The sequence below is a fragment of the Veillonella sp. ACP1 genome, from assembly GCF_000286635.1.
Classification (GTDB): domain Bacteria; phylum Bacillota; class Negativicutes; order Veillonellales; family Veillonellaceae; genus Veillonella; species Veillonella atypica.
Window position 1 is genome coordinate 45,242 of sequence record NZ_ALKL01000007.1, and the last position, 25,067, is coordinate 70,308.

The following is a 25,067-nucleotide window of genomic DNA, read 5'->3' on the forward strand; positions in this document are numbered from 1 at the left end:
ATTCCTCCTATATCCACCCTTTTCGTTTATACTCTTCGATTTTCTCTAAATCAAAATCTGTTGGCTGAGTTTCTTTAGTAGAGTCTATAGAAATATTATTATATGTATCATTCCATTGGCTTAAAATATTTTTCACAGAATCTAATATACGAATATTTCTTGTCATAATAGAATCTAAATTCCATTCATCAATTTCTAGTGTTCCTAATTTCTTAGTAATTGAAATATTCGATAATAAATACTCTTTTTTCTTTTTACCAAAATAACCATTTCCAGCAATAATATTAAGTTTCTTTTCAAAAGGAACTTTATTTCCTATATATTCAATCTTTTCTTTAATGGTTATTTCTGATACATCTGTGAAATAATTATCTTGCCATTTTTGTGGGAAAATATGTTCAATTTCCCAATTATTTGGTAAAAGGGTATCTTGTTCTTGGTAAGCAAGAATTTTTAGTAACATCCGTACAAGATTTCTATGTGGATTTTGAATGTGATTTTCCAGAATAGCCATATCAATCTCTTTAAAACTGAATATAGGCTTATCAGATTTAACAATTTCAGCATTAAGCTTTAAAATATCTGTCTTAACTGCATTAACAGTTGGAGATATTAAATACTTTGTGAATAGTTCCAAAAGTAATTTATTTAAAAAAACTGTAAATTTAACTTCAAAATCTTCTTTATTTCTATGACAAATATAATAAATTACAACAGGATATTTCCAAAACTCATTTGGATATGATGATAGGGTATCTAAAGATTGCTTAATTTTATTGTTATTAGACCATGCTTCCCCATCAAGCTCCTGACCTTTATTAATCACTTTCCATAAATTTAAAATTATACAAAGATTATCCATTAAATCTACTTCAAATAATCGTTTAAACTTTTCTTTAGCATAATATTTTCTTATACCAGGGGTAGTAGTCTTTATATCCTTTTCTAAAGCACGTAAATAGAACATATAATAATAAAATAGCTGTTGAATACTTTCTTTATTATATGTTGCTTGTTCATCAAGATTCTTCCATCGTTCAATAAAAATCTTCTTGTTGTCTAAATCAAGTTGATTATAAATCTTAGCCTTGAAAATATCTGCTTCGGATAATGGCAATCCTCTATCATTCAATGTAGAGAAAATTGTTAATGCAGTATCTTGAGTGTCTGCTGTTATAGGAAGTAAAATAGCTTGATTTAGTAATGCATAAATAAATTGATATACCATTAAAGGATTCTCTAAAGAATGTTTATCTAATAAACGCTGAAATAATCTGTAGTTTTTAGAGTAATTATCTTTAGCACTTTCACTAGTCTCACCAGTTTCAAGTATTGCTTTAAGAATTTGATTGCCATCATTATTCATGACACGAGAGGTTAATAAAATATCCGTATAATCAACAACCCCTGTTAGTTTATTAGTTCTCCAGATAGTAGGTTCTATTTTACTAATGAAAATTTTAGCTTCTGCCGTTCTCTCTGATTCTAAGGTATCAGTTAATCTAGTATATATAGCTCTTAATAATAAAAACAAAGAGGTAATACGCTGTTGCCCGTCAATAATTTCCTGTTCACCGTCATCATTTTCATAGGAAACAATACTTCCAAGAAAATAAGATCCATTATTCTCTGTTCCACCAGAACTTGCAGTAAACTCCCACAAATCCTCAAATAGTGTCTCAACTTGCTCATCACTCCAAGCATATGGTCTTTGATATTCTGGAATAACAAAAGGTTTAACCCTCCCACTTCCTAATAATGTTTCTACACTTTGCTTATTTACTTCTATTGTTGTTGGCATTTCCCATTTCCCCACTATATTCTATAAAAACACTTATATTTATATTATATAAGAAACCCTACTCTATGAAAATCTATTTAATCAATAAATCTAAATAATATGATTTCTATCAAAAAAATTATATAAGTCAAAAGGTGTAACTATATAAGTTACACCCTTCTTCATAAGCAAACTAATATTTAGTTTAATTATATTGTATTTATAAATATTAGTGTATAGCAACCCCCTTCGCATCGTAGCGAAGGGGGTTGCTATTCGGCGTACATATAAAATAGCACTAACTATTTTCATAGTTAGTGCTATAAACATTAAGGATGTTCCCTACTACTTGATAAAATCTATACAGAATACTTTTATCGTCTTGATTTAATTCTAATCATTTTTTGCTTGCTCTAGTTCTTGAATACGTTTTTCTAATTGAGCGATTCTTTCATCAGTGGATGTTGTATTTGATTTAGATTCAGGACCTACCTTAAAGCTAAGTCCACCATTAAAACCTTGGTTGCCATTGCCTACCACAGTACCTACATTAAATTGTACATTTCGGCTTGGGCGATAGTAAGCGCCTAATGCAGTAGCTGTTTTTCCATGATAATGACCAAATCCTACGGCTACACCTAATCCAGTTTCTCCTTCAGAGAAATTCGGTTGTAATGCAGCTAATGCATAGCTAGATGCAGTTGCTTTATTAACTGTAGATTCTAAATTTGTACCTACCGATTGGACTTGGCTAATAGCATTTTCCAATTGACCTACTGTTGCTGCATCATGTGCATCAACGCCATCGGCTACTTTCACCAAACGATTATATTTAGCATCTGAGTATGTAGTAGGTGTTACTATCGGTTCTTTATCATAATCTGGTACTGTCTTTTTATAACCTAAGTGAGTAGTAATTTCCTTATCTGGATATTTTACAGTATAACCAGATATATCTCCTGCCTCATGACCAAATGCAATAGTTCCTTCTTCAGTTGCTACGCTTTCATAACCGATAGCAGTGCCATATTTAACAGTAGTACCTGCCTTATGGCCTAATGCCAAACTATTTTCTGCCTTAGCACCTGTAAAACCACCTCCTACAGAGGTTAAAGCAAGACCAAGGGTCACACCATTAGAACCACCAACAACTGTACTACCATTTCCCACCGTCATACCATCACGAGATCCAACGATTGTACTATATTCACCACTTGCAATATTTTTATGGGTCACAAATTTACGACCTGTAAATTCACGGCCGCCACCACCAAGTATGGAAGCACCAGTGCCTACGGCTTCATTCTTACTGCCCCCAAATACGGATGACCACATACCAACACCTGAATTTCCTAAACCACCTGCAAGTGTACTCCCTTTACCATCTGCATTATTTTGAGAACCGCCTATAACAGAACCAATTTCACCTGCTGCATTATTGCCACGACCACCAGCAATGGAACTATGTAATCCATACGTACCATTAGAATTACCGCCTGAAATAGATGAGGACTCACCATACGCAATATTATCCTCCCCACCGCTGATAGTTGCATAATTGCCTACTAAAGTTCCTACTGCTTCAATTGATTTTTCGTACCACCAAGGATGGCACCATTTTTAATCTCTTCATGAACTGTATTTTGAAAGCCGCCTACGATGGAAGTATATGAACCTTCTGCTGCATTCTTTGTACCACCAAGAACAACACTATTTTCCCCTTCGGCTAAATTAGGCGCCTTATCCTTACCACCACTGACAACAACACTACCATCACCTATCGCTTGATTACCAGTCGTATAACCACCAATTACTTGACCGGCTGCATTTACACTAGGTGTGCTTAATACCATAACCGAGCCTAATGTTAATGCAAATGCACAAGCAGTTACTGCGGTACTAAGGCGCTTTACGTTCTTAGGATTACATTTATGAGATTTTATCTTACCAGTTAACATCATTTGTACTTTATTCATGTCTCTCTTCTCTCTCTATGAATATACAAAACTACTTACCAAAAACACTTACAAAATTGACTCCTTTCTTGATATACACAATACACAGATCATTTTCTGAATAATTTTTATTCAAAAAAATCCATAATATAAATTAATTATAAATTGTTTTCGTTTTTTATATAATTAGCATTACTTATACTCATATAACTACTATTCATAATAATTTATTCATCCCAATGCTATACTAAAAATGATGTATTTTTAATTATTTTAGTGTAGAGGGTCATACGTATGAAAGAAGGTAAAAGAAATAAAACATTAACTGGTTGTAAGCAAACCAGTACATCAAAAATCATGTTATTTTCAATGATTTTAACGGCTATGAGCGCATCCATTGTATATGCAGCAGATACCAACGTGGCCGATGAACCTAAAGTATCACATACCATCACGGTAACTGCTACTAGAACTATGGAGGATATCATAAAAAACACCAAGTGCTGTATCTGTTGTAACAGACAAAGATATTGAAACACGAAGAGTTGATACCGTAACAGATGCTCTACAAATGTTACCTGGCGTGTATAAAAGCCAAAAAGCAAACGGTGGATTACAAATTCGCGGTTTTGATTCTACTGACATCTTAGTATTACTCAATGGTGTACCAATGAATAACACCTTTAATAATGGTGTTGATTGGGAAGCTATACCAGTACATTCTATTGAAAGGATCGAATTAGTACGTGGTCCTAGCTCCTCTTTATATGGTGGCAGAGGTGTTGCTGGTGTTATCAACATTCAAACAAAACAACAACAACCAAAACAATCTGTAAAAGATATCCATTGGCATGGACAAGTTGGATATGGATCTCATGGGACACTAAATAATGAGTTAGGGTTTGATGCACAAGTATCTAATCGTATTACTGTCGGTATGTCCGGAGAGCAAAGAAAAACAGATGGTTATCCAGGTTTCTTTATTACCGGCAGAGCTGCCAACATAAGGCCGTCTACTGTAACAGTTACACCAGATAACCCAGTTCCACAAACCAAAGATGGTTCCTATCTATTAGGTAGTCGAGGAGATAAGTCATTTAATAATAAGAATCTATCTGCGTATGTAACGATGAAACTCCGTGATAGAGAATCATTAACCTACTCTTATCTATATACGAAAAATAGATATGCTTATGAGAATCCAATGAGTACCATAACCGTAAATGGCGCACCTATCTTCTCTGGAAATGTCAAAATTAACAATCAAAAATATGTAGCACTTAGAACAAGTAGATACTTAGGCTATGATGGATTAAAAGAATATCATGCTCATAAACTACAATATAAAAATGACAAAAATAAGCTACAAGTTACTTTCAATATATTAGATCGAAAAAAAGATGGATTCTCTAGCCCTAACAATCCAAATACACCTAACTACAGCGGCCCTGGTGATGATTCATTCTATCCTGGAAAAACAATTAATTTTGATGCACAAAAAGTATGGGATCGTATGGGGAAACATAGCGTTGTTGCGGGCATTAACTGGAAAAAGGAGAGCTTTGAGCAAAAACGAAGAGAATTAACTAATTGGAGAAATCATTCTTCCTTTGATTCAACCACATATCCTGGGGGATTGTATGAAATCAATAAAGGTGCTACAAATAATTTAGCCCTATTCGTCCAAGACACATATCGTCCTAATTTCAATTGGGCTATTTATACCGGACTTCGTATAGACCGATTCAAAAAATTCGATGGTCAGCATGTTACCTATGATACGACCAATAATAGATACGACACCGTAAATCATGGTGAAGGTAGCTATACTGAATGGAGTCCAAGATTAGCAATTGAACATTATGTAACCGATTCGCTAAATGTATATGCTTCCTATGGTCACTCTTTTAATCCACCACCACTTAGTCAAGTATATCGTTACACAGATGTAGTACGAGCGAATCCAAATCTTAATCCAGAACGTTCAGATACATTTGAAGTTGGTATGAAAAAAGAATGGGGCACAAAAACTGCATTAAATCTATCTGCATTCTATGTAAAAACGAAGGATAAGGTTAAATATGTAACACATTATGATAATAATGGTGATGTAGATTATAAAATGTATGAAAATGTAGACCAAGAAACTCGTCGCGGCATAGAATTAGAACTTCGCCACCAACTATCCTCAAAATGGTCTGTATTTGGAAACTATACATGGCAAATGGGTCGTATAAAACATAAAGATCTTCCTAACACAAATGCAAGCGGATATGAGGAAATCAATTATGATATACCTAAACATATCTTCCATGCAGGTCTTGAATATACTAATGGTAAATGGAATGCCCTTTGGGATGCTCAATATGTAAGTCGTCGACAATCAGTAGATGATATTACAGGTCAATACGGTTCCTCAGATAGCTACTTTATCTCTAATGTAGCAATGAATTACAAATTCTCCAAAGAAGCGACATTACAATTAGGTATTCAAAATGTATTTAATCGTATTTTCTACGATGATGAAGCTACCGCAGGCCGTACATATTCTGCAAGTATGAAGTTTAAATTTTAGTAATCATTCATCAAATTTTACTATATAACTTCTATTTGATTTAACCACAACCATATAAAATCTATCTAAATTTAATATATAAAAGCAAAAAAAGGTCCATCGCATATCGTTTCTATGCGATGGACTTATTTATTCTTCTTCAATTATTATTCCATTTATATATGCAAATTCAATCATAGTGGATCCATAAAATTCACTCACGCCTAATGAAATATTTTCTTTAGGAATTTCTTTCAACTGATTATAAAAGTCAATATACATACTTCTTAACTCAGAATTTTTGATTATTTTATTAAAATATTGTTGAGCTTTATCTTTTCCACCATAATGATAAATATAATATGGTAGATTATAATCGTTTATATCTCCCTCTATAAGTTTTTCAATATTACGTTCTGTATCTTCAAAACCTGCAAATAGCGGTATTATATATTCCTCACATAACTTGCTAACTTCATCTACAGTATATTGATAGCTAGCACCTGCTAATTGATACCAATGCCATTCCGTTCTATTTAACAAACGACCTAATTCTCCGCCATATACAAACCCGTTATGAATATTAGCTTTTTTCATAGATTTAGAATAAATGGCAATATGTGGAACAAACTCTACGCTATCTGCATAGTTATTTCTATTAGCTTGAAAGTAGATTTCAAAGATAAGGTCTTTATTCTTAGAGGTTTTCTTTAACTTCTGACCTTTACTAACTACCTTAAAATCAGGAAATTTACTTGCTATCTCCTGCCAAGCTTTTTCACATAACTCTCTAGGTTTCAAGATTGTAAAAGTCCTCCTAAATAGTGCTGTATTTCTTTTAAAGATTACTTTATCGGTAAAAACATGGGTTATTTTTTGACACGATACACCATATCTCCGCTATTCCAAATATACATAATCGTGGATACTGGAGATTTTTTATCGGCCCAAAGCCAACCGGTATATGTAGTTGTATTAGCATAATAGCCTTCAGTAATTATTTCAAATTCTGAGTCTACATACTCATTTATAAAATCTTGTAAACAAAGAGACTTTCCATAAAAGCGACCTTCACCCAAGGTTTTGTTAAATATTAGTACCTTACACAAATCCACATCACAGTTGTTAAAACATATTTCTCCTGAGAATGCTTTTTCTTCACCATCTAACAATTGATACATTTCTTCAACTGTTAATGTTAATGTTTTATTATGAATTTTGATTCTATTTACTTTACTACCATAAAGACTGAAAAGGATATTACTATGTCTATCATGTATAAACTCCATATTATTCCTCACAATATGAAATCTAAAATTGTAATTAAATATATTATAAAACTATTATTTGATTATTTAAACGAAGTGTATTCTATTACAGCCGCTTTATTATATTAGGTCTAAATAAAAAATCAGATTTATTCAGTTCTAGAATAATGCACTTAAATAAATATTATTTCTTATCGATAAACACTGCATCACCTCTATAAAGTGAATAAGAGTCATCCAAAACATACTTATTTGACGAATTTAAGGCTGGAAACTGAATTACTGCATCTCCAACCTTAACCGCATCAGACTTAATATGAACTTCAAAAGGACTATTAGTATCAATCTGAGATAATTCAAATAATGATTGATAACCTACTGTTACCCACATACCAGGACCTTCATATTGATCATCGCCACGTACTGTTTCTATTGGATAATATGTATATCCATTTTGTACTATAGATATAACAACATTATTAGTATCATTATACATCTTACTTTCCGGCATATAAAGGAAAGATCTAACCTGTAATATATTAGTGGCATTTCTTGTTGAATAAGTACTTGCTACACCTCTAGCATCCTCCAATGCCGTATTTGCAAAAATTGCGAATGGAGTTTGAACATATACGATACCTTGCAATTCATTTCTTGGGAAAATTCCACCATAACGTCTTTTAATAAACTTTTTCTTAGCAGTAGATATCATTTTGATATTTTTCTTTTCTACTAAAGACTGTCCATAAGATGTTGCTGATGCAATATCTTCATTTGTAATTTGGTGTTTCTCAATAACTTGAGGATTATAAGTACTAATATCTTCAGCAGATACTGCCATAACAGACATAGCTAAAATTGAAAATAAAACAATTTGTTTCTTAAAGTTCATAGTCTCACCTACAAAATATATACTTTTAAAAATAAGCTTTTCCATAAATTTTGGATATCTCTAATATGAGCCATTCTAATCCTCACTACATCGCTTCGCTTCTAGTTAGCAAAGCCACTGCCTCAGTGGTTCGGCGTTTCCAATCGCACTTCGTCTTCGTCTCGTGTTCTTGGACGCCTATCACATGGGCAGTGCTAATGCTTACTGCGTCACTTCGTTCCTAGTAAGCAAAGCCACTGCCTCAACATGCGCTGTCATTGGGAACATGTCTACAGGTTGGACTTCTTTTAGTTCATAGCCGTAGTGTGTGAGAATTTCAATATCTCGAGCCATGGTGGCTGGGTTACAGGATACGTAGACAATGCGTTTTGGTTCCATCCCTGCTGCAGAGGTTAGTACTTCTTCTTTACAGCCTGCCCGGATTGGATCGAATACAATCACGTCTGGTCGTACGCCGGCTTTATAGAGTTTTGGCATTTCAACAGCCGCATCAGCGACGATAAATTCAGTATTGTCATAGCCATTATTTCGAGCATTTTCACGAGCATTGATTATGGCTGGTTCTACAATTTCAATGCCGATAACATGTTTAGCTTTATGAGCTAGAAATAATGAGATGGTACCTGTACCACAGTACGCATCGATAACAGTTTCATTACCTTTTAGGTCTGCATAAGCTAACGCTTGATCATAAAGCACCGTAGTTTGTTCTGGATTGACTTGGAAAAAGGAATGTGGTGATAAATTAAATCGTAGGTCCTTAATATGATCAGTGATTGTACCATCTCCATAGATAACATGATTAGTAGGACCTAAAATGACATTGGTTCGTTTACCATTCACATTATGAACGATGGTTTCCACTTGTGGTATACGATTGGTTATGCTCTTAACCCATTCTTCTTGATGCGGTAAATAATCAGTAGCGGTTACGAGAATAACCATCCATCCGGATTGTCCAATACGACCGATAACATGACGCAATACGCCCTTTCCCGTATGTTCATCGTATGGCTCAACATCAAGCTCTTTGGCTATGTCATAACAGATTTGGGCTATACGATTATTTCCATCATCTTGGATAGGACAATTCGTCCCCTGTACGATATCGTGAGATCCCATTGCATAGAATCCCATTTGAATGTCGCCTCTAGCACCACCGACAGGCATTTGCATCTTGTTTCGATACGCCCAAGGTTCTTTTGGTCCTAGTGCAGGTTTTACAAGATCAGGATTTTGGTGACCAATTCGTTCAATAACATCCTTCACCTTTTGTGTTTTTAGTGAAAGCTGCCCTTCATAGGTAATATGTTGCAATTGGCACCCACCGCATACACCATATAAGTTACAGGTAGGCTCTATACGATTAGAAGCTGGTGTTACAATATCTATTAACTTGCCTGTAGCATAGGTCTTTTTCACCATATTAATAGATACTTTCACCGTTTCTCCAGGCAAGGCAAAGGGAACAAAGACGGTAAAATCATCTACGCGACCTACACCTTCTCCACTACTGCCAATACCATGAATGGTTACCAAAACCTCATCACCAAGTTTAACAGGCGCATTTAGAATGGCCTGTTGTTTTTTAGAAAGTTTTCCACCTGTATGTTGTTGTCTACCTTTAGATTTATGTTTACGAGATGTACGACCTGTACCGTTCATTACGCGTCTCTTTTCTTCCAAATTTTAATGATACCAGTCACGATGAGTACAAAGAATACCGCACCAAATTTAACGAGTAATTCTTCCCCTTGAATATATGGTAAAAGAAGTGGATCTTCTACGATCATTTCACCGGCAACCCATCCAAGTAGTGCACCGCCAGCCCAAAGAATGGCTGGGAATTTGTTAATAATACGAGCGAATAGTGTAGAACAAAATACGATGATAGGTACCGTAATTAGCATACCAACGATAACAAGCTCTAAATGACCTCTTGCAGCGCCCACAACACCGATGACATTGTCGATACTCATCATAGCGTCGGCAACGATAATCGTCCAAATAGCACCCATTAAGGAGTTTTTAGCTTCAATATGAGCCTCTTCATCATCGCCTTTTAAAAGCTGAATAGCAATCCATATGAGCACAAGTCCACCGCCTAAATGAACGAGAGGAATCAAGGTTAACGCTTCTACCAAAACGGTGGCAAACAGAAGGCGCATTAAAATGGCACCTACCGTCCCCCATATAACGGCTTTCTTTTGAAGTTCTGGTGCTAATTTACCGGCTGCCATACCGATAACTACAGCATTATCTCCGGCTAATAAAATATCTATCAATATAATCTTGCCAATCGTAACCCACGTGGCCGCTTCTAAAAATTCCATTATATGCACCTCAACTATAATTAATTCTATAACTATCCCTTAACTATACCATATTTTATGTATTTTCTCATCTAAAACAAATGCTTTAATATCTTTCATAATCTACTGCAAAAAAATATCTCTCCTCCTGTAAAAAAGAGAAGAGATATTATACATTCCAATTATTTTTTAAGTTGTTTTACTACTAAAGATGCACCTACTACAAGGATAACGGCAGCTATTTTAATATACAGCGCATACGGTTCAACTGTATGAGCAATTAATGTATCTTCCACACTCATGCCAGCGCCGACCCATCCTAGGATACCACCACCAACGTAGAGAATAATTGGGAAACGCTCGATGACTTTCACAAATAATGTACTACCATACACGATGATAGGCACCGTAATAAGCATACCAATAGCAACCATTGTCATGTGGCCACCTGCAGCGCCTACTACACCAATTACATTATCGATACCCATGATACCGTCAGCAATGACAATCGTCATGATGGCAGCTCGCAAACTATCCTTGGCCTCGATATTATGCTCACTGTCATCATCAGCAACGAGCTTGTACCCAATCCATAATAAAAGGATACCACCTACCAAACGAAGTGCTGGAATTGTATTTAAAGCCTCAACGAAGAGGAATGCCATAACGAGACGTAAAATGATAGCACCTGCTGTGCCCCAGAAAATTGCTTTCTTTTGTAAATGAGCCGGCAAATTTCGTGCAGCCATGCCAATCACAATGGCATTATCGCCGGCCAACAGAATATCGATGACAATGATTTGTAACATTGCCAACAAACCTTGAACAGATACAATGTCCAATTCGTACCTCCTATAACGAAAATATTTAATATACTTATTATACTAAAGAGCATCTACCTTGTACAATACTGTAATGTATCCATCTATTCGTAATACGAATACCTGTATATAACTATATTCTATAGTTTTTAATACACCTAGCCATAATAGATAGACTATGTTAAAATATATCATCAATTTAGGAGGTCATTATGTATCAAACATATTCTATACTACAAAAATTATGGTTGTTCATTAAATTATTTACTCCTATGTGCATCACCCAATTTTCTCTTGTAGGGGGCACATTTATCGCCATCTTCTTAACAGGACAATATAGTACAATTGATTTAGCTGGAGTTGCTACAGGGTACAATCTATGGTTATTATTCTATATCTTTGCACAAGGGACCCTAATGGGTATCACCCCGATCATTGCACAGCTATTAGGAGCCAAGAAAACAGATAGTATACCTACCATCGTCTACCAAGGGTTTTATATTGCAACAACCCTAGCACTTATTATATTATTACTCGGTGTTTTCGGATTAGTACCATTACTAAATTTCCTTAACTTAGAACCTGCTGCTACGGCTGTTTGTATCAATTATTTGAAAGCTTTCGCACTTGGCCTATTCCCTCTGTTATGGGTTAATACATTGCGTAACACCGTTGATTCCCACGGGTTAACTCACTATTCTATGGCCATTGTAGTAACGAGTTTTGTAGTGAATGTATTCTTAAACTACTCACTGATATTTGGGCACTTCGGATTGCCTGAAATCGGTGGTGTCGGTGCTGGTTATGGTATTGCCGGAGCATGTTGGACAAACTTTATTTTATTTAGTGCGATGGTGCTCTTCCATCCTAAATTAAAGGGATATCGTATCTATAAAGATTGGGTAAGCCCCAAATGGCAATACATACGTGAGCAATTACAAATCGGCTTGCCAATCGGTTCTTCTATCTTTTTTGAAGCCAGCATTTTCAGTATTGCCGGTCTATTGATGGTACACTTTGGTTCCGCTGTCGTAGCGGCTCACCAATCGGTCATTGCCTTTACCAACGTGTTCTATTGCTTACCACTTAGCATTGCCATGGCTTCTACCATTGCTGTAGGCTATGAAGTCGGTGCTGAGCGACATAAAGAAGCTATTCAGTACTCCTACATTTCTCGCGTGTTAGCCATTGTCATTGCGATTTTGATTTGTGCTTTCACATTCACTCATATGGAAAGCATATCTACACTATTTACAAATGATGAAGAGGTATATAATCTAATTTATAGATTCCTCGGGTATGGCGTTTTCTTCTCCGCCTTCGATGCCATTGGTACACCATTACAAGGTATTCTACGGGGCTACAAGGATGTAAAAATTGTATTCTATATTTCTCTCATTTCCTATTGGGGCGTTTGCTTCCCTATTGCATACATTCTTGCCAACAACCCAAATTACGGCCCATTTGGTGTATGGATAGGCCTATTAGCTAGCGTAATTGTAGCAGGCATACTATTCACCATTCGAACATGGTATATTCAACACAAACAAGTACATATAAAAGCATAATGCACAAAAGCAGCACTGCAAGTCATACTCAGCAGTGCTGCTTTTCTACTATAAGGTATTAACTATTTTTGTATTACATAGTATTGCCTTGTAATACATCTTGTTTTTCAACATTCGACATGCGGAAAAAATTGTATAACGTTTCCGCCGTCTTATAGTTCATAGAATCGACCTTAGCTAATTCATCTATACTGGCTTTTTTCATGGCCTCTAAGCTATTGAAATGAGCCCATAAAGCCTTACGTCGTTTAGGGCCAATACCATCAATGTGATCGAGTACGGATTCTAAGTTACGTTTGCCCCGCAATTTACGATGATAGGTAATAGCAAATCGATGGGCTTCATCACGAATTTGTTGCAATAATTGCAACTCTGGTGAATGATGACTCAAAATGATGCTATCCGATTGCCCTTCTACAAAGACCTCTTCTATCCGTTTTGCCAAGGATATGACTGGCACATCTGTAACACCTACAGCGCGTATGAGCGGTATAGATGCATTGAGCTGCCCCTTACCACCATCGATAATAATGAGGTCTGGCATAGGCCAATCCGTTTCATTACCATAGCGGCGTTCCATGATTTCTGCCATCGATTTAAAGTCATCGGGCTTGCCCTGTGTAGTCTTTAATTTAAAGCGTCTATATTCCTTCTTAGCTGGCTTGCCGCCTTCAAATACAACCATGGAGGCCACGGTTTCAGAGCCTTGTGTATGGGAAATATCAAAACACTCCATACGCTCTGGTAATCTTGGCAAGTCGAGGACCTCCGCCAATTTCTTAACGGCACCACCACTCTTATCAATTTGGTATTGCCATTGGCGGCGACGTTCTTCAAGGAATGTTTCAGCATTTTCATGAGCCATTTTAATCATGTCCATCTTATAGCCACGTTGAGGCACAAGAACATCGACCTGTTGGCCCTTCATATCACTGAACCAATCCTTAAATAGATGTTGCTCAGAACTTTCCATAGGCAATAATAGTTCTTTAGGAATAAAGGTAGTATCCCCATAGTACTGCTTAATAAAATCAGTCATAATGGTTTCTTCCGAGTCACCTTCATTTTGCACGAAGTAATTTTCTCGGCCTAATAGACGGCCACCTCGAATAAAGAGTAGTTGTACACATGCCAATTGACCATCTACAGCTATCCCCAGTACATCTAGATCACCACGTTGCGTTACCATCCGCTGTTTTTCTTGAATTTTCTCAATGCTCGTCAATTGATCTCGATAACGTGCTGCATCTTCAAATCGAAGCTCTTCCGCAGCTTCTTCCATCTTTTCCTTAATTTCTTTAAGCAATGGAATTGGTTTGCCCTCAAAGAGTTCTATAATTTCATCGATATATTTGCGGTAATCCGGTACTGATATCTTATGAAAGCATGGCGCTTCACAATAATGCATATGATATTGCAAACAAGGGCGTTCTACCTTCATCGATTTACAGGTACGCAATGGAAAATACTGACGAATCAACTTGAGGACTACATGAACGGCTGTTACATCAGTAAAGGGCCCAAAATATTTAGCCCCATCCCGTTCAAGGCGACGTGTCATATATACGCGAGGATAGTCTTCTTGAACAGAGATTTTAACATAAGGATACGTCTTATCGTCCTTAAGGGAAATATTGTATTTCGGCTTATGTTCTTTGATAAGCGTATTTTCTAATATGAGGGCTTCCATTTCCGTCTTTGTTTGAATAATCTCTACATCGACGGCACGCTTCATCATCGCCGTTACCTTAGGCGCTCGATTCGCATCATTACGCACATAGGATCGCACGCGATTGCGTAAATTAATCGCTTTACCCACATAGATGATGCGGTTATATTGATCACGCCATAAGTAGACCCCTGGTGTGGTCGGTAAATGGCTAACCTTTTCTAATAACTCTTCAGACGGCATATATCCTCCTTTCTTCGTCAATTCTCCATACCATTATAAATAATACTTCATTGTCGCAACCATACAAGGCAGTGCCATACAAATTATTTCTTTTTCTTTGCAGCATTCATAAATGTATTAGTCTGTTCTAATACAGGACCTAAGAATTTTCCTGTATAACTTTCTTTCACCTTTGCAATCTGTTCCGGTGTACCGGTAGCCACGATAGTACCACCTCGATTACCACCTTCAGGACCTAGATCAATAATATAATCAGCCGTTTTGATAACATCTAGATTATGCTCAATTACGATAACTGTATCGCCACCATCTACCAGTTTCTGCAATACATCTAAAAGCTTTCTAATATCTTCTGCATGAAGGCCTGTTGTAGGTTCATCAAGGATATATAATGTTTTACCTGTACTGCGACGTGCTAATTCTGTGGCCAATTTAACCCGTTGTGCTTCACCACCAGATAATGTGGTTGCCGCTTGGCCTAAACGAATATAGCCAAGACCAACCTCTTGCAATGTTACCATTTTCTTGTAAATTTTAGGGATAGCACTAAAGAATTCTACCGCATCATCTACGGTCATATCTAACACATCTGCAATAGATTTGCCCTTATATTTAACCTCCAGTGTTTCGCGATTATAGCGGGCCCCCTTGCAGACTTCACAAGGTACGTACACATCTGGTAAGAAATGCATTTCAATTTTGATGATACCATCACCACGACAAGCTTCGCAGCGGCCACCTTTTACATTGAAACTAAAACGCCCTTGTTTATACCCGCGCATCTTAGCCTCTGGTGTTTGGCTATATAATTCACGAATTGCATCAAATACGCCTGTATATGTGGCAGGGTTAGAGCGAGGTGTACGGCCAATAGGGCTTTGGTCAATGTTAATGATTTTATCAATATGCTCTAGGCCTCGAATCTCTTTGTGAGCCCCCACCTTGTGATACGAACGATATAGCTGATTTGCCAGCCCTTTATATAAGATTTCATTTATCAAAGTAGACTTACCAGAACCGCTGACACCTGTAACTACTGTAAATAGTCCAATTGGGAATTTCACATTAATATTTTGTAGATTATTTTCTTTGGCACCTCGAATTTCGATGCAGTTTTTACCAGGTTTACGTCGTTCGTCAGGAAGAGCTATAAACTTGCGGCCGCTCAAATATTGACCGGTAATGGAATCTTTCACCTGCATAACCTCATCTACAGTCCCTGCAGCAATGACTTGACCACCATGCTCGCCCGCACCTGGTCCAATGTCTACAAGGTAATCTGCAGCGCGCATTGTATCCTCATCATGTTCTACAACGAGCAGTGTATTACCAAGGTCACGCAACCCTTTTAAGGTATCGATAAGTCGATCATTATCTCGTTGGTGTAGACCAATGGATGGCTCGTCAAGAATATACAACACACCCACAAGACCAGAACCAATTTGCGTTGCTAACCGAATACGCTGTGCTTCACCACCAGATAAGGTGCCTGCACTCCGATTCATAGTAAGGTAATCAAGGCCTACATTATTGAGGAAGCCTAGTCGAGCATTAATTTCTTTTAGAATCTGTGCACCAATCACTTGTTCTCTGTCAGTTAATTGCAAATGACTAAAGAAATCTAGCGCTTCTTTAATCGTCAACTGGGTTACTTCATTAATGTTCTTATCCCCTACGGTAATTGCTAATACCTCGGGTTTAAGACGAGCGCCATGACAGGTCGTACATGGTTTAATGGACATGAATTTTTCAAATTCTTCGCGCATAGAATCGGTAGATGCTTCGCTATGGCGGCGTTTCACCATCGGCAAAATACCTTCGTATTCAGTGAAAAATTCCTTTTCTTCACCGCGCATATTTTCATAAGTGAAAGCCACCTTATCCATCGTACCATACATGACCTTCTTCTGTAATGCCTTAGGTAATTCATCATAGGTAGAGTCTAAGGAGTGTCCATTGGCTTTCAATAGACCTTCTAGCTGACGCATAAACCATGCGTTAGGATTAGAGCTCAACGCCTGTACACAACCATCGGCAAAACTAATAGAGCCATCTGGAATGACGCGCTCCTCATCAACCTCCATGGTAGAGCCAATCCCCAAACAAGCGGGGCATGCCCCAAAGGGACTATTGAAAGAGAACATACGGGGCTCAATTTTTGGCAATGAAATATGACAATCAGGGCATGCAAAGTTTTGACTATACATATGCTCTGGGCCATCGACCTCTTGAACAATAACGATACCTTCTGCCCATTTTGATGCGGTCTCCATAGAGTCTGCTAAACGGGATTCAATGCCTTCTTTGACAACGAGACGGTCTACAACAATATCGATGGAATGCTTTTTATTTTTCTCTAATACAATATCCTCATCCATTGTGCGTACCACACCATCAACGCGAGCACGGACAAAACCCTCTTTTCGAAGTTGTTCAAAGACAGATTTATGTTCCCCTTTTTTTCCTTGAATCATAGGTGCTAAGATTAAAATCTTAGTCCCTTCAGAAAAGCTCATTACATCATCTGTCATTTGTTGAATGGTTTGTTGTGTAATGGGTTTACCACACTCTGGACAATGAGCATGTCCAACACGGGCAAATAATAGACGTAAATAGTCGTAAATCTCCGTCACCGTACCAACTGTAGAACGAGGATTTCGACTTGTAGTCTTTTGGTCGATAGAAATGGCTGGAGATAAACCTTCAATATAATCTACATCAGGCTTATCCATTTGTCCCAAAAATTGACGCGCATAGGCCGACAGTGATTCTACATAACGCCGTTGGCCTTCTGCGTAAATCGTATCGAATGCAAGGGACGATTTACCAGATCCACTTAAACCAGTTAAGACAATAAACTTATCTCGCGGTAGTGAAATATCTATATTTTTAAGGTTATGCTGACGTGCACCTTTTACAATCAATTGATCTTTCATATATGTACCTTTTTACTTTTTGGTGATTGTTTCTTAGAATTTTTTCGCGGTTTTTTTAACTTACTGTCACCGACACTATGCATATCGGACCATTGTTGACGAAGTTCGCCCAATTGATCACGTAATTTGGCAGCCTTTTCAAATTCTAACTGTTTAGCAGCCGCCTTCATTTGACGGTCAAGCTCTTCAATCTTGTTATATAGTTCTTCTGCCGTAATCTCTGCTACCTTAGTAGCATCTGCATCTTGAGCATACGGTTCGTGGCCATGGTCCATACCAGCTGCAAAGGACTTCTTTTTCCCCTTCTTTGGTGAAAACCCTTTGCCATCGGTGACCATATCTTCTTCAATTTTAGTGAGCTCAATAAGCTCTTTCACATCTTTAGATACAGATTTTGGCGTAATATGATGTTCAATATTATATGCCTCTTGTACTGCACGACGACGATCTGTTTCGTCCATAGCGCGTTGCATAGAACCTGTTACACGGTCAGCATACATAATAACATGACCATTCACATTACGCGCTGCACGACCGATAGTTTGAATCATAGCTGTATCAGAGCGTAAGAAACCTTCCTTATCGGCATCTAAAATAGCCACCAAGGAAACCTCTGGCATATCGAGGCCTTCGCGGAGCAAGTTGATACCGACTAATACATCGAATACACCGGCCCGCAAATCACGAATGATTTCAGCCCGCTCGATGGTAACGATATCCGAGTGAAGGTAACGAACACGAACACCCATTTCCTTCAAGAATTCCGTTAAATCTTCAGCCATCTTCTTCGTCAATGTCGTAACGAGAACCCGTTCATTCTTAGCGGCGCGCTTATGAATCTCACCGAGTAAATCATCCATTTGCCCCTTAATAGGACGAATTTCAATGGATGGATCAAGTAGCCCTGTAGGACGAATGATTTGCTCTGCCACATTCGTTTCTACTTCCATTTCATACGGTCCTGGCGTTGCTGATACATACACGATTTGATTGATTCGTTCTACAAACTCATCAAATTTCAATGGTCGATTGTCAAGAGCTGATGGCAAACGGAAGCCATATTCGATAAGAGATTCTTTACGCGCTCTATCCCCATTGTACATGGCACGAACCTGAGGAATAGTTACATGCGATTCATCTACCATGATGAGGAAATCATCAGGAAAATAATCAATCAATGTATATGGTGCTTCCCCTGCTTTACGCTCCGACATATGGCGGGAATAGTTTTCGATGCCTGAGCAGTAGCCCATTTCTTGCATCATTTCTATATCATAACGGGTGCGCTGTTCAAGACGTTGCGCCTCAAGCAGACGATCTTCTGCTTTCAGTTTTGCCAACTGCTCATCAAGTTCTGCCTCAATGCGCTCTACCGCAATTTTCATTTTTTCTTTTGTTGTAACATAGTGAGATGCAGGATAGACCGCAACATGTTTGCGCTCTGCAATGACTTCTCCCGTTAATGCATCCACCTCAACAAGACGGTCGATTTCATCGCCGAATAGTTCCACCCGAATGGCTCTTTCACTATAGGCAGCAGGGAAAATTTCTATGGTGTCCCCTTGTACGCGGAATGTACCGCGAATAAAATTCATATCATTACGCGTATATTGGATATCTACGAGTTTAGACAGAATTTCATCACGAGATTTCGTCTGACCTAATCGCAAGGACAATACGAGATCAGAATAGTCCTCCGGATCACCTAAGCCATAAATACAGCTAACAGAAGCAACGATGATAACGTCTCGGCGCTCAAATAAACTCATAGTAGCACTATGGCGCAATTTATCGATTTCATCATTAATAGATGCATCCTTCTCGATGTACGTATCGCTAGAAGGGATATACGCTTCTGGTTGATAAAAATCGTAGTAAGATACAAAGTATTCTACCGCATTATTAGGGAAGAAACTTTTAAACTCGCTGCAAAGTTGAGCAGCCAATGTTTTATTATGGGCGATAATCAAGGTCGGTTTCTGAACCGCCTCGATGACCTTTGCCATGGTAAAGGTTTTTCCTGTACCAGTCGCACCTAATAGAACTTGAGCCCATTCGCCACGCTCAATCCCGTCTGTAAGAGATTGAATGGCTGTAGGTTGGTCCCCAGTAGGCGTAAAGGGCGCCTCCACTTTAAATGGTTGGCCCCCTTCATAGTTATAGCTATTATGTTTCATTACTGTTCATCCTGATGTTTACGGATAGCCTTGAGTTCTTCCTCTGACAAACGACGACCTGCATTTTCAGCTTGGTTCAATGTATCCTCACCTTCTAACACCTCGATGAGCATAGCAATGGAGAAGCGATCTAATGTAGGCGTGGTCTTTTGAATTTCATCGGCCATCATCCAATCTGATTCAGTATAGTTATTAATACGCTCTGTAATTTCTTCCCAGTTTGAAAGTAGTAATCTCGTAATAGGACGATATAATTCAATACCGAAATACTCGATTAAGCTAACGATTTTTTCCATGTTTTCTAGGCTTACATTACATTTATTTTTTTTATTTTCAGATTCTACATATTCAAGTAAGAATTCCCGGTTATATTTATTTGTCACCTTGAATCATTCCTTTATTAAATAGTGCATTGGCAAATTCTTTTGCATTAAATGGACGTAAATCATCCATGCCTTCACCAACGCCAATCCAACGTACAGGTACGCCTAGTTCTTCTTTAATAGAAATAACTACGCCACCTTTCGCAGTACCATCTAATTTAGTAACTACAATACCATTAACAGGTACGGCTTGACCAAATAATTTAGCTTGGCTTACCGCATTTTGACCTGTAGTGCCATCGAGAACGAGCAATGTTTGATGCGGAGCACCCTCTACATGATTGTTCGCTACGCGGCCCATTTTTTTAAGTTCTTCCATAAGATTTACTTTTGTATGAAGACGACCAGCCGTATCGACAATTACCATGTCTGCATTACGTGCCTTGGCGGCTTCCATCGCATCATATACAACGGCAGCAGGGTCCGCACCTTCCTTATGTTTTACGATAGGTACGCCTACGCGGTCAGCCCAGATGGATAATTGGTCCGCCGCCGCCGCACGGAATGTATCTCCAGCAGCGATGATAACCTTTTTACCTTCTTTAGTATAGTAGTTTGCCAATTTAGCAATAGTTGTAGTCTTACCTACACCATTAACACCAACAACCAGGATAACCTCTGGGTGGTGAAGTGTGATTTCATCCTCTTGGTCAACTAACATTTCTGTGATGCGGTCTTCCATGAATGGCATTACATCACCAGTATTGTTAATAACACCTTCTGTAACACCACGGCGGATTTCCTTCATCAAATACTCTGTAGTCTTAGGACCTAAATCGCTAGTGAGCATGACCGCTTCTAAATCATCAAGAAAATCATCATCGATTTCTGCATAACCAATGATTACTGTTTCTACATTTTTTACAAAGGACTTACGAGTTTTTTCTAAGCCCTCTTTAATTTTATTAAAGAATCCAAATGCCATTATGCTAGATCCTCCTTCACATCTTCAAATGAAACCGTTAACAATCGAGATACACCGCGCTCCACCATGGTAACCCCTTGTAATACTTCGGCAGCTTCCATCGTTTTCTTACGATGTGATACGACGATAAACTGTGTTTCCTTATTTACCCGATTCAAATAAGAACTAAATCGCTCTACATTTGCTTCATCCAAAGCAGCATCAACTTCGTCAAGCACACAGAATGGAGCCGGACGATAGTCGAGGAACGAGAACAATAAGGCAATAACTGTGAGTGCTCGTTCTCCACCAGATAGTAACGTCAATTGCTGACGCTTTTTCCCTGGTGGTTGGATGTAGAAATCAATACCACCAGTCAAGATATTTTCTGGGTCGGTAAGTACGATTTGAGCCGTACCACCACCAAATAATTGACTGAATACATGTTGGAACTGCTTACCTACCACCTCTAATACATCATAGAGTTGCGTGCTCATGGCCTTATCCATTTCAGCGATAACCGCTTGTAATTGTTCTTTTGCCGTATCGAGATCTGCTAATTGATTCGATAAGAAATCATACCGAGTTTTTGTCTCTTCGTATTCTTCAACAGCGTTAGGATTAACGGAGCCAAGTTCCGCAATTTCCGCCATTAAACGAGCTTGTTCCATTTTCCAATCATTCACAGAACCGGCAATATTTATATGCTGTGCATCTTCCAATGAATAGCCTAATTCATTCAAATCCTCTACAGCGCGATCACAATCCATACGATAACGCGTCAATTTACCTTCTGCTTCAACTAGACGATTTTGAACCACCTTATACCGCTGGTTGAGTCGGTCTTGTTCAGCTAAAATTGACTCAATCTCTTCCCGTGCACCAGCAGTCGATTGATACGCTTCATCGCGTAAAGCGCGAAGCTTTTCAACCTCTCCACGAATCGCTTCAAGAGACTCATTAGCAACTCGAATTTGTTCAGGAATCACAACAATCAAACGCTCTTCACTAGAATGTAATAACTCCATGAGAGGTTCTAAGCGAGATGCTATGGTTTCCAAGTTTTGCTTTCGTTGCTCTTGTTGTACCTTACGTTCTTCTATGGTGCTTTCTAAACGTTCACAAAGCAATCTAGAGGCTATAAAAGCTTCATATGCCTCTTGCTGTGCCTTTTGCAGCGTACTTAATCGTTCCATAATCGCCGATTGATCACCTTGTTGTTCAGGTGAATTATGTAACGCTGATAATTCCGATTCAGATTGTGAAAGCACATGTTTCGTTTGTCCCATGTCCACGTCAATTTGAACGATACGTTCCTCCTCATCATGAAGTACACGCTTCTTACGTTCTAATTGATTTTCAATGTTCTGAATCTTCGTTTGACTGGCCGAGAACAAAAGATTGGTGTGTTGATATTGTTCATCCACCACACTTCGCTCACATTGCGCTCGTTCAATATGATTTTCTTCATCCTTGATTTGTTGTTCAAGCTTGGCCGTACGCTCTTCTACAGAAGCTAATTCGGCCTCTAAACGAGCCGCCTCTTCACGACGACTTAACAAGGAACTGCGTTTTTTCTTCGTTGCACCACCAGTTAAGGAACCACCTGGTTGGAATTGTTCACCCGTCAATGTAACGATGCGTAACTGCTGATTATATTTCTTTTGTAACGCAATAGCCCGTTCCATTGTTTCTACAACTAATGTACGGCCCAACAAATATTGGAATATATGATTATAGGCAGCATCGAATTCAATACAGTCGACAGCTGTCCCAATGACACCATCTTCCGACAATGCAGGAGTATCATAAGGTCGCCCTTTCACAGAATCCATAGGCAAGAAGGTAACGCGACCCCCTTGAATTGATTTAAGGAATTGAACGCCTTCTGATGCGGCTTTAGCTGTCGTTGTCACAACATGGTTAACACTACCACCTAAGGCGATTTCGATAGCAACAGTAAATCGGTTATCTACGGTAAATAAATCACCTACCGCCCCTTTAATCGCTTCACGCCATGGGCCCTTACCGTTAAGGATGTTTTTAGTACCTTCTAAGTAACCTTCATGTTGTTCTGCCCATTGTGCTAATAATTCTAATCGCCCCTGTGCCTTTTGCACATCGCTACTCATGCGATTTAATGCTTTTCGAGCTTCTCGCAATCGTTCTGATGCAGACCGTTCTTCATCAACTAAGGACTTCCGTTTATTAGATAACTCATTAAATTGAGTTTCTAAAGATTCATGTTCAGATTTCGCTGCCGATAAATTGGATTGAACCTCTTTAATTTCCGCTTCTAATATTTCTACTTGAACAGCGGACTCAGATTTACGAGATTCTAAATTTCGCAATGTAGCCTTCGCTGTTTCAATACTAGCAACTAAATCTAATTGACGCTGTTGATAGGCTTGTCTGTCGCTTTCTAAGGACTTCCATGATGATTGTTCCGCCTCTAATTGAGCAATGGCCTTATTATAATTTTCCTCTAAAACTACGAATTGAGTACATTCAGATTCTAATTGAGCCGTTTCATCCTCAATAAGGCGATCTAAAATAAGCAATTGCTGCTCTTCACCCTTTTTAGACGCTTCTGCTTCGCTAATACGCAGAGAAGTATCTTCTACTTCGCGCTTAGTTGTACGCAACTGTTCTTCTAGTAGTGTTACAGTACCATTGATGCGTTCTTCTTCCCGTTGTTTTTCGCTAAACTGTGCTTCCCAAGATTTTAATTGTTCTTGATCCTTTGCATTTTCAGCTTGTAATGTATGACGTCGTGCATCGAGGGTAGATAATTGCGTTTGTAATTCAATTTCCTCATCCTTCAATGCAATATTGTCATTTTCTGCACGGGTTAATAATCGATCAGCCGTCTTATAATTGTGAAAGCCGATAACACCATCATATTCGCGTTTACTACGGCTTAATGCCATATATTTTTTCGTCGTTTCCGCTTTTTCTGCCAGAGGTCCTAATTGTTCCTCGATGGTCGCCATAATATCGCGAACGCGTTCCATATTCCGGTCTGTGCTCGCAATACGACGCAATGCATCCTCTTTATTAATTTTAAAACGAGAAATGCCTGCAACATCTTCAAATATAAGGCGACGTTCTTCTGGTTTACTATTAAGAATAGCATCGATACGATTTTGCCCAATGATAGCCATCGAATCTTTGCCAAGGCCTGTATCAGCTAATAACAAGTGAATATCCTTTAGACGGCAGGTCCGTTTATTGATGAGGAACTCACTTTCACCTGTCCGATAGATACGACGTGTAATAGCTACCTCTTGCATATCCACATCGAGTTGACCATCTGCATTATCAAATACAAGGGTAACCTCGGCAGCACTCATCGGTTTTCGTTTTTCTGTGCCAGAGAAAATGATATCCTCTGCACGTTGGCCCCGTAAATTACGCACATTGGATTCCCCTAGAACCCATTTCATAGCATCCGTAATATTACTTTTACCACTCCCGTTAGGACCAATAACGGCAGTCATCCCTGGGGAGAATTTTACAACTGTTTTATCAGCAAAGGATTTAAATCCTTTTAATTCTAGCCGCAGTAATTGCATGACTGCCTCCTTTCTTAGTATAACCCCATT

General features: G+C 38.3%; 18 protein-coding genes. 3 read left to right on the forward strand and 15 right to left on the reverse strand.

Annotated elements, in window-relative coordinates; translation table 11 throughout:
- Nucleotides 1-7: 7 nt before the first annotated feature.
- The 3 genes from HMPREF1151_RS01985 to HMPREF1151_RS09885 all read right to left on the reverse strand — a co-directional run bounded on the left by HMPREF1151_RS01985 (nucleotide 8) and on the right by HMPREF1151_RS09885 (nucleotide 3,756).
- Nucleotides 8-1,801, reverse strand: a complete 1,794-nt coding sequence (locus tag HMPREF1151_RS01985) for a DUF262 domain-containing protein (RefSeq protein WP_009660917.1) — start codon at nucleotides 1,799-1,801, stop codon at nucleotides 8-10.
- Nucleotides 1,802-2,173: 372 nt separating this feature from the next.
- Nucleotides 2,174-3,115, reverse strand: coding sequence for a YadA-like family protein (locus HMPREF1151_RS09880; protein ID WP_009660863.1), 942 nt, complete (start codon nucleotides 3,113-3,115; stop codon nucleotides 2,174-2,176).
- A 239-nt stretch (nucleotides 3,116-3,354) separates the two neighbouring features.
- Nucleotides 3,355-3,756, reverse strand: a complete 402-nt coding sequence (locus tag HMPREF1151_RS09885; protein WP_009660943.1) for a hypothetical protein — start codon at nucleotides 3,754-3,756, stop codon at nucleotides 3,355-3,357.
- 273 nt (nucleotides 3,757-4,029) lie between these two features.
- On the opposite strand from HMPREF1151_RS09885, the gene HMPREF1151_RS09890 reads away from it, so the two are divergent.
- Both HMPREF1151_RS09890 and HMPREF1151_RS01995 read left to right on the forward strand, forming a co-directional pair.
- Nucleotides 4,030-4,269, forward strand: a complete 240-nt coding sequence (locus tag HMPREF1151_RS09890) for a hypothetical protein (protein WP_009660859.1) — start codon at nucleotides 4,030-4,032, stop codon at nucleotides 4,267-4,269.
- The gene (locus tag HMPREF1151_RS01995) at nucleotides 4,265-6,310 is read left to right on the forward strand and encodes a TonB-dependent receptor (RefSeq protein WP_232198002.1); all 2,046 of its coding nucleotides are present in this window, start codon (nucleotides 4,265-4,267) and stop codon (nucleotides 6,308-6,310) included. The genes HMPREF1151_RS09890 and HMPREF1151_RS01995 overlap by 5 nt, the downstream gene beginning before the upstream one ends.
- Nucleotides 6,311-6,439: 129 nt before the next feature.
- Here HMPREF1151_RS01995 and HMPREF1151_RS02000 read toward each other — a convergent pair whose 3' ends face one another.
- The 6 genes from HMPREF1151_RS02000 to HMPREF1151_RS02025 all read right to left on the reverse strand — a co-directional run bounded on the left by HMPREF1151_RS02000 (nucleotide 6,440) and on the right by HMPREF1151_RS02025 (nucleotide 11,603).
- On the reverse strand, nucleotides 6,440-7,090 hold the full coding sequence (locus HMPREF1151_RS02000; RefSeq protein ID WP_009660953.1) for a DUF4304 domain-containing protein: 651 nt from the start codon (nucleotides 7,088-7,090) through the stop codon (nucleotides 6,440-6,442).
- Nucleotides 7,091-7,158: 68 nt separating this feature from the next.
- Nucleotides 7,159-7,578 carry a hypothetical protein gene (locus tag HMPREF1151_RS02005; RefSeq protein WP_009660898.1) on the reverse strand — a complete coding sequence of 140 codons (420 nt, stop codon included), beginning with the start codon at nucleotides 7,576-7,578 and terminating at the stop codon, nucleotides 7,159-7,161.
- 163 nt (nucleotides 7,579-7,741) lie between these two features.
- Nucleotides 7,742-8,494 carry a hypothetical protein gene (locus HMPREF1151_RS02010; protein ID WP_009660903.1) on the reverse strand — a complete coding sequence of 251 codons (753 nt, stop codon included), beginning with the start codon at nucleotides 8,492-8,494 and terminating at the stop codon, nucleotides 7,742-7,744.
- Between the two features lie 156 nt (nucleotides 8,495-8,650).
- Nucleotides 8,651-10,114, reverse strand: a complete 1,464-nt coding sequence (gene rlmD / locus HMPREF1151_RS02015) for a 23S rRNA (uracil(1939)-C(5))-methyltransferase RlmD (RefSeq protein WP_009660931.1) — start codon at nucleotides 10,112-10,114, stop codon at nucleotides 8,651-8,653.
- Nucleotides 10,114-10,782 (reverse strand): TerC family protein, encoded by a 669-nt coding sequence (locus HMPREF1151_RS02020; RefSeq protein WP_009660870.1) that lies wholly within the window; start codon nucleotides 10,780-10,782, stop codon nucleotides 10,114-10,116. The genes rlmD and HMPREF1151_RS02020 overlap by 1 nt, the downstream gene beginning before the upstream one ends.
- Before the next feature lie 161 nt (nucleotides 10,783-10,943).
- A complete protein-coding gene (locus HMPREF1151_RS02025) occupies nucleotides 10,944-11,603 on the reverse strand; it encodes a TerC family protein (protein WP_005380893.1) in 660 nt (219 codons plus the stop codon).
- Nucleotides 11,604-11,794: 191 nt separating this feature from the next.
- On the opposite strand from HMPREF1151_RS02025, the gene HMPREF1151_RS02030 reads away from it, so the two are divergent.
- On the forward strand, nucleotides 11,795-13,150 hold the full coding sequence (locus HMPREF1151_RS02030) for an MATE family efflux transporter (protein WP_009660904.1): 1,356 nt from the start codon (nucleotides 11,795-11,797) through the stop codon (nucleotides 13,148-13,150).
- A gap of 73 nt (nucleotides 13,151-13,223) precedes the next feature.
- On the opposite strand, the gene uvrC is transcribed toward HMPREF1151_RS02030, so the two are convergent.
- The 6 genes from uvrC to smc form a co-directional block, all read right to left on the reverse strand.
- Nucleotides 13,224-15,062: an excinuclease ABC subunit UvrC gene (uvrC, locus tag HMPREF1151_RS02035; protein WP_009660929.1), complete on the reverse strand. Its 1,839-nt coding sequence runs from the start codon at nucleotides 15,060-15,062 to the stop codon at nucleotides 13,224-13,226.
- 83 nt (nucleotides 15,063-15,145) lie between these two features.
- Nucleotides 15,146-17,998, reverse strand: coding sequence for an excinuclease ABC subunit UvrA (gene uvrA, locus HMPREF1151_RS02040; protein WP_009660841.1), 2,853 nt, complete (start codon nucleotides 17,996-17,998; stop codon nucleotides 15,146-15,148).
- The gene (gene uvrB, locus HMPREF1151_RS02045) at nucleotides 17,995-20,175 is read right to left on the reverse strand and encodes an excinuclease ABC subunit UvrB (protein WP_009660928.1); all 2,181 of its coding nucleotides are present in this window, start codon (nucleotides 20,173-20,175) and stop codon (nucleotides 17,995-17,997) included. Before uvrB ends, uvrA begins: the two co-directional genes overlap by 4 nt.
- Nucleotides 20,175-20,558: a hypothetical protein gene (locus tag HMPREF1151_RS02050; protein WP_005378331.1), complete on the reverse strand. Its 384-nt coding sequence runs from the start codon at nucleotides 20,556-20,558 to the stop codon at nucleotides 20,175-20,177. The genes uvrB and HMPREF1151_RS02050 overlap by 1 nt, the downstream gene beginning before the upstream one ends.
- Nucleotides 20,548-21,483: a signal recognition particle-docking protein FtsY gene (gene ftsY, locus HMPREF1151_RS02055; protein ID WP_005384208.1), complete on the reverse strand. Its 936-nt coding sequence runs from the start codon at nucleotides 21,481-21,483 to the stop codon at nucleotides 20,548-20,550. The genes HMPREF1151_RS02050 and ftsY overlap by 11 nt, the downstream gene beginning before the upstream one ends.
- On the reverse strand, nucleotides 21,483-25,037 hold the full coding sequence (smc, locus tag HMPREF1151_RS02060; protein WP_009660939.1) for a chromosome segregation protein SMC: 3,555 nt from the start codon (nucleotides 25,035-25,037) through the stop codon (nucleotides 21,483-21,485). The genes ftsY and smc overlap by 1 nt, the downstream gene beginning before the upstream one ends.
- Nucleotides 25,038-25,067 lie beyond the last annotated feature (30 nt).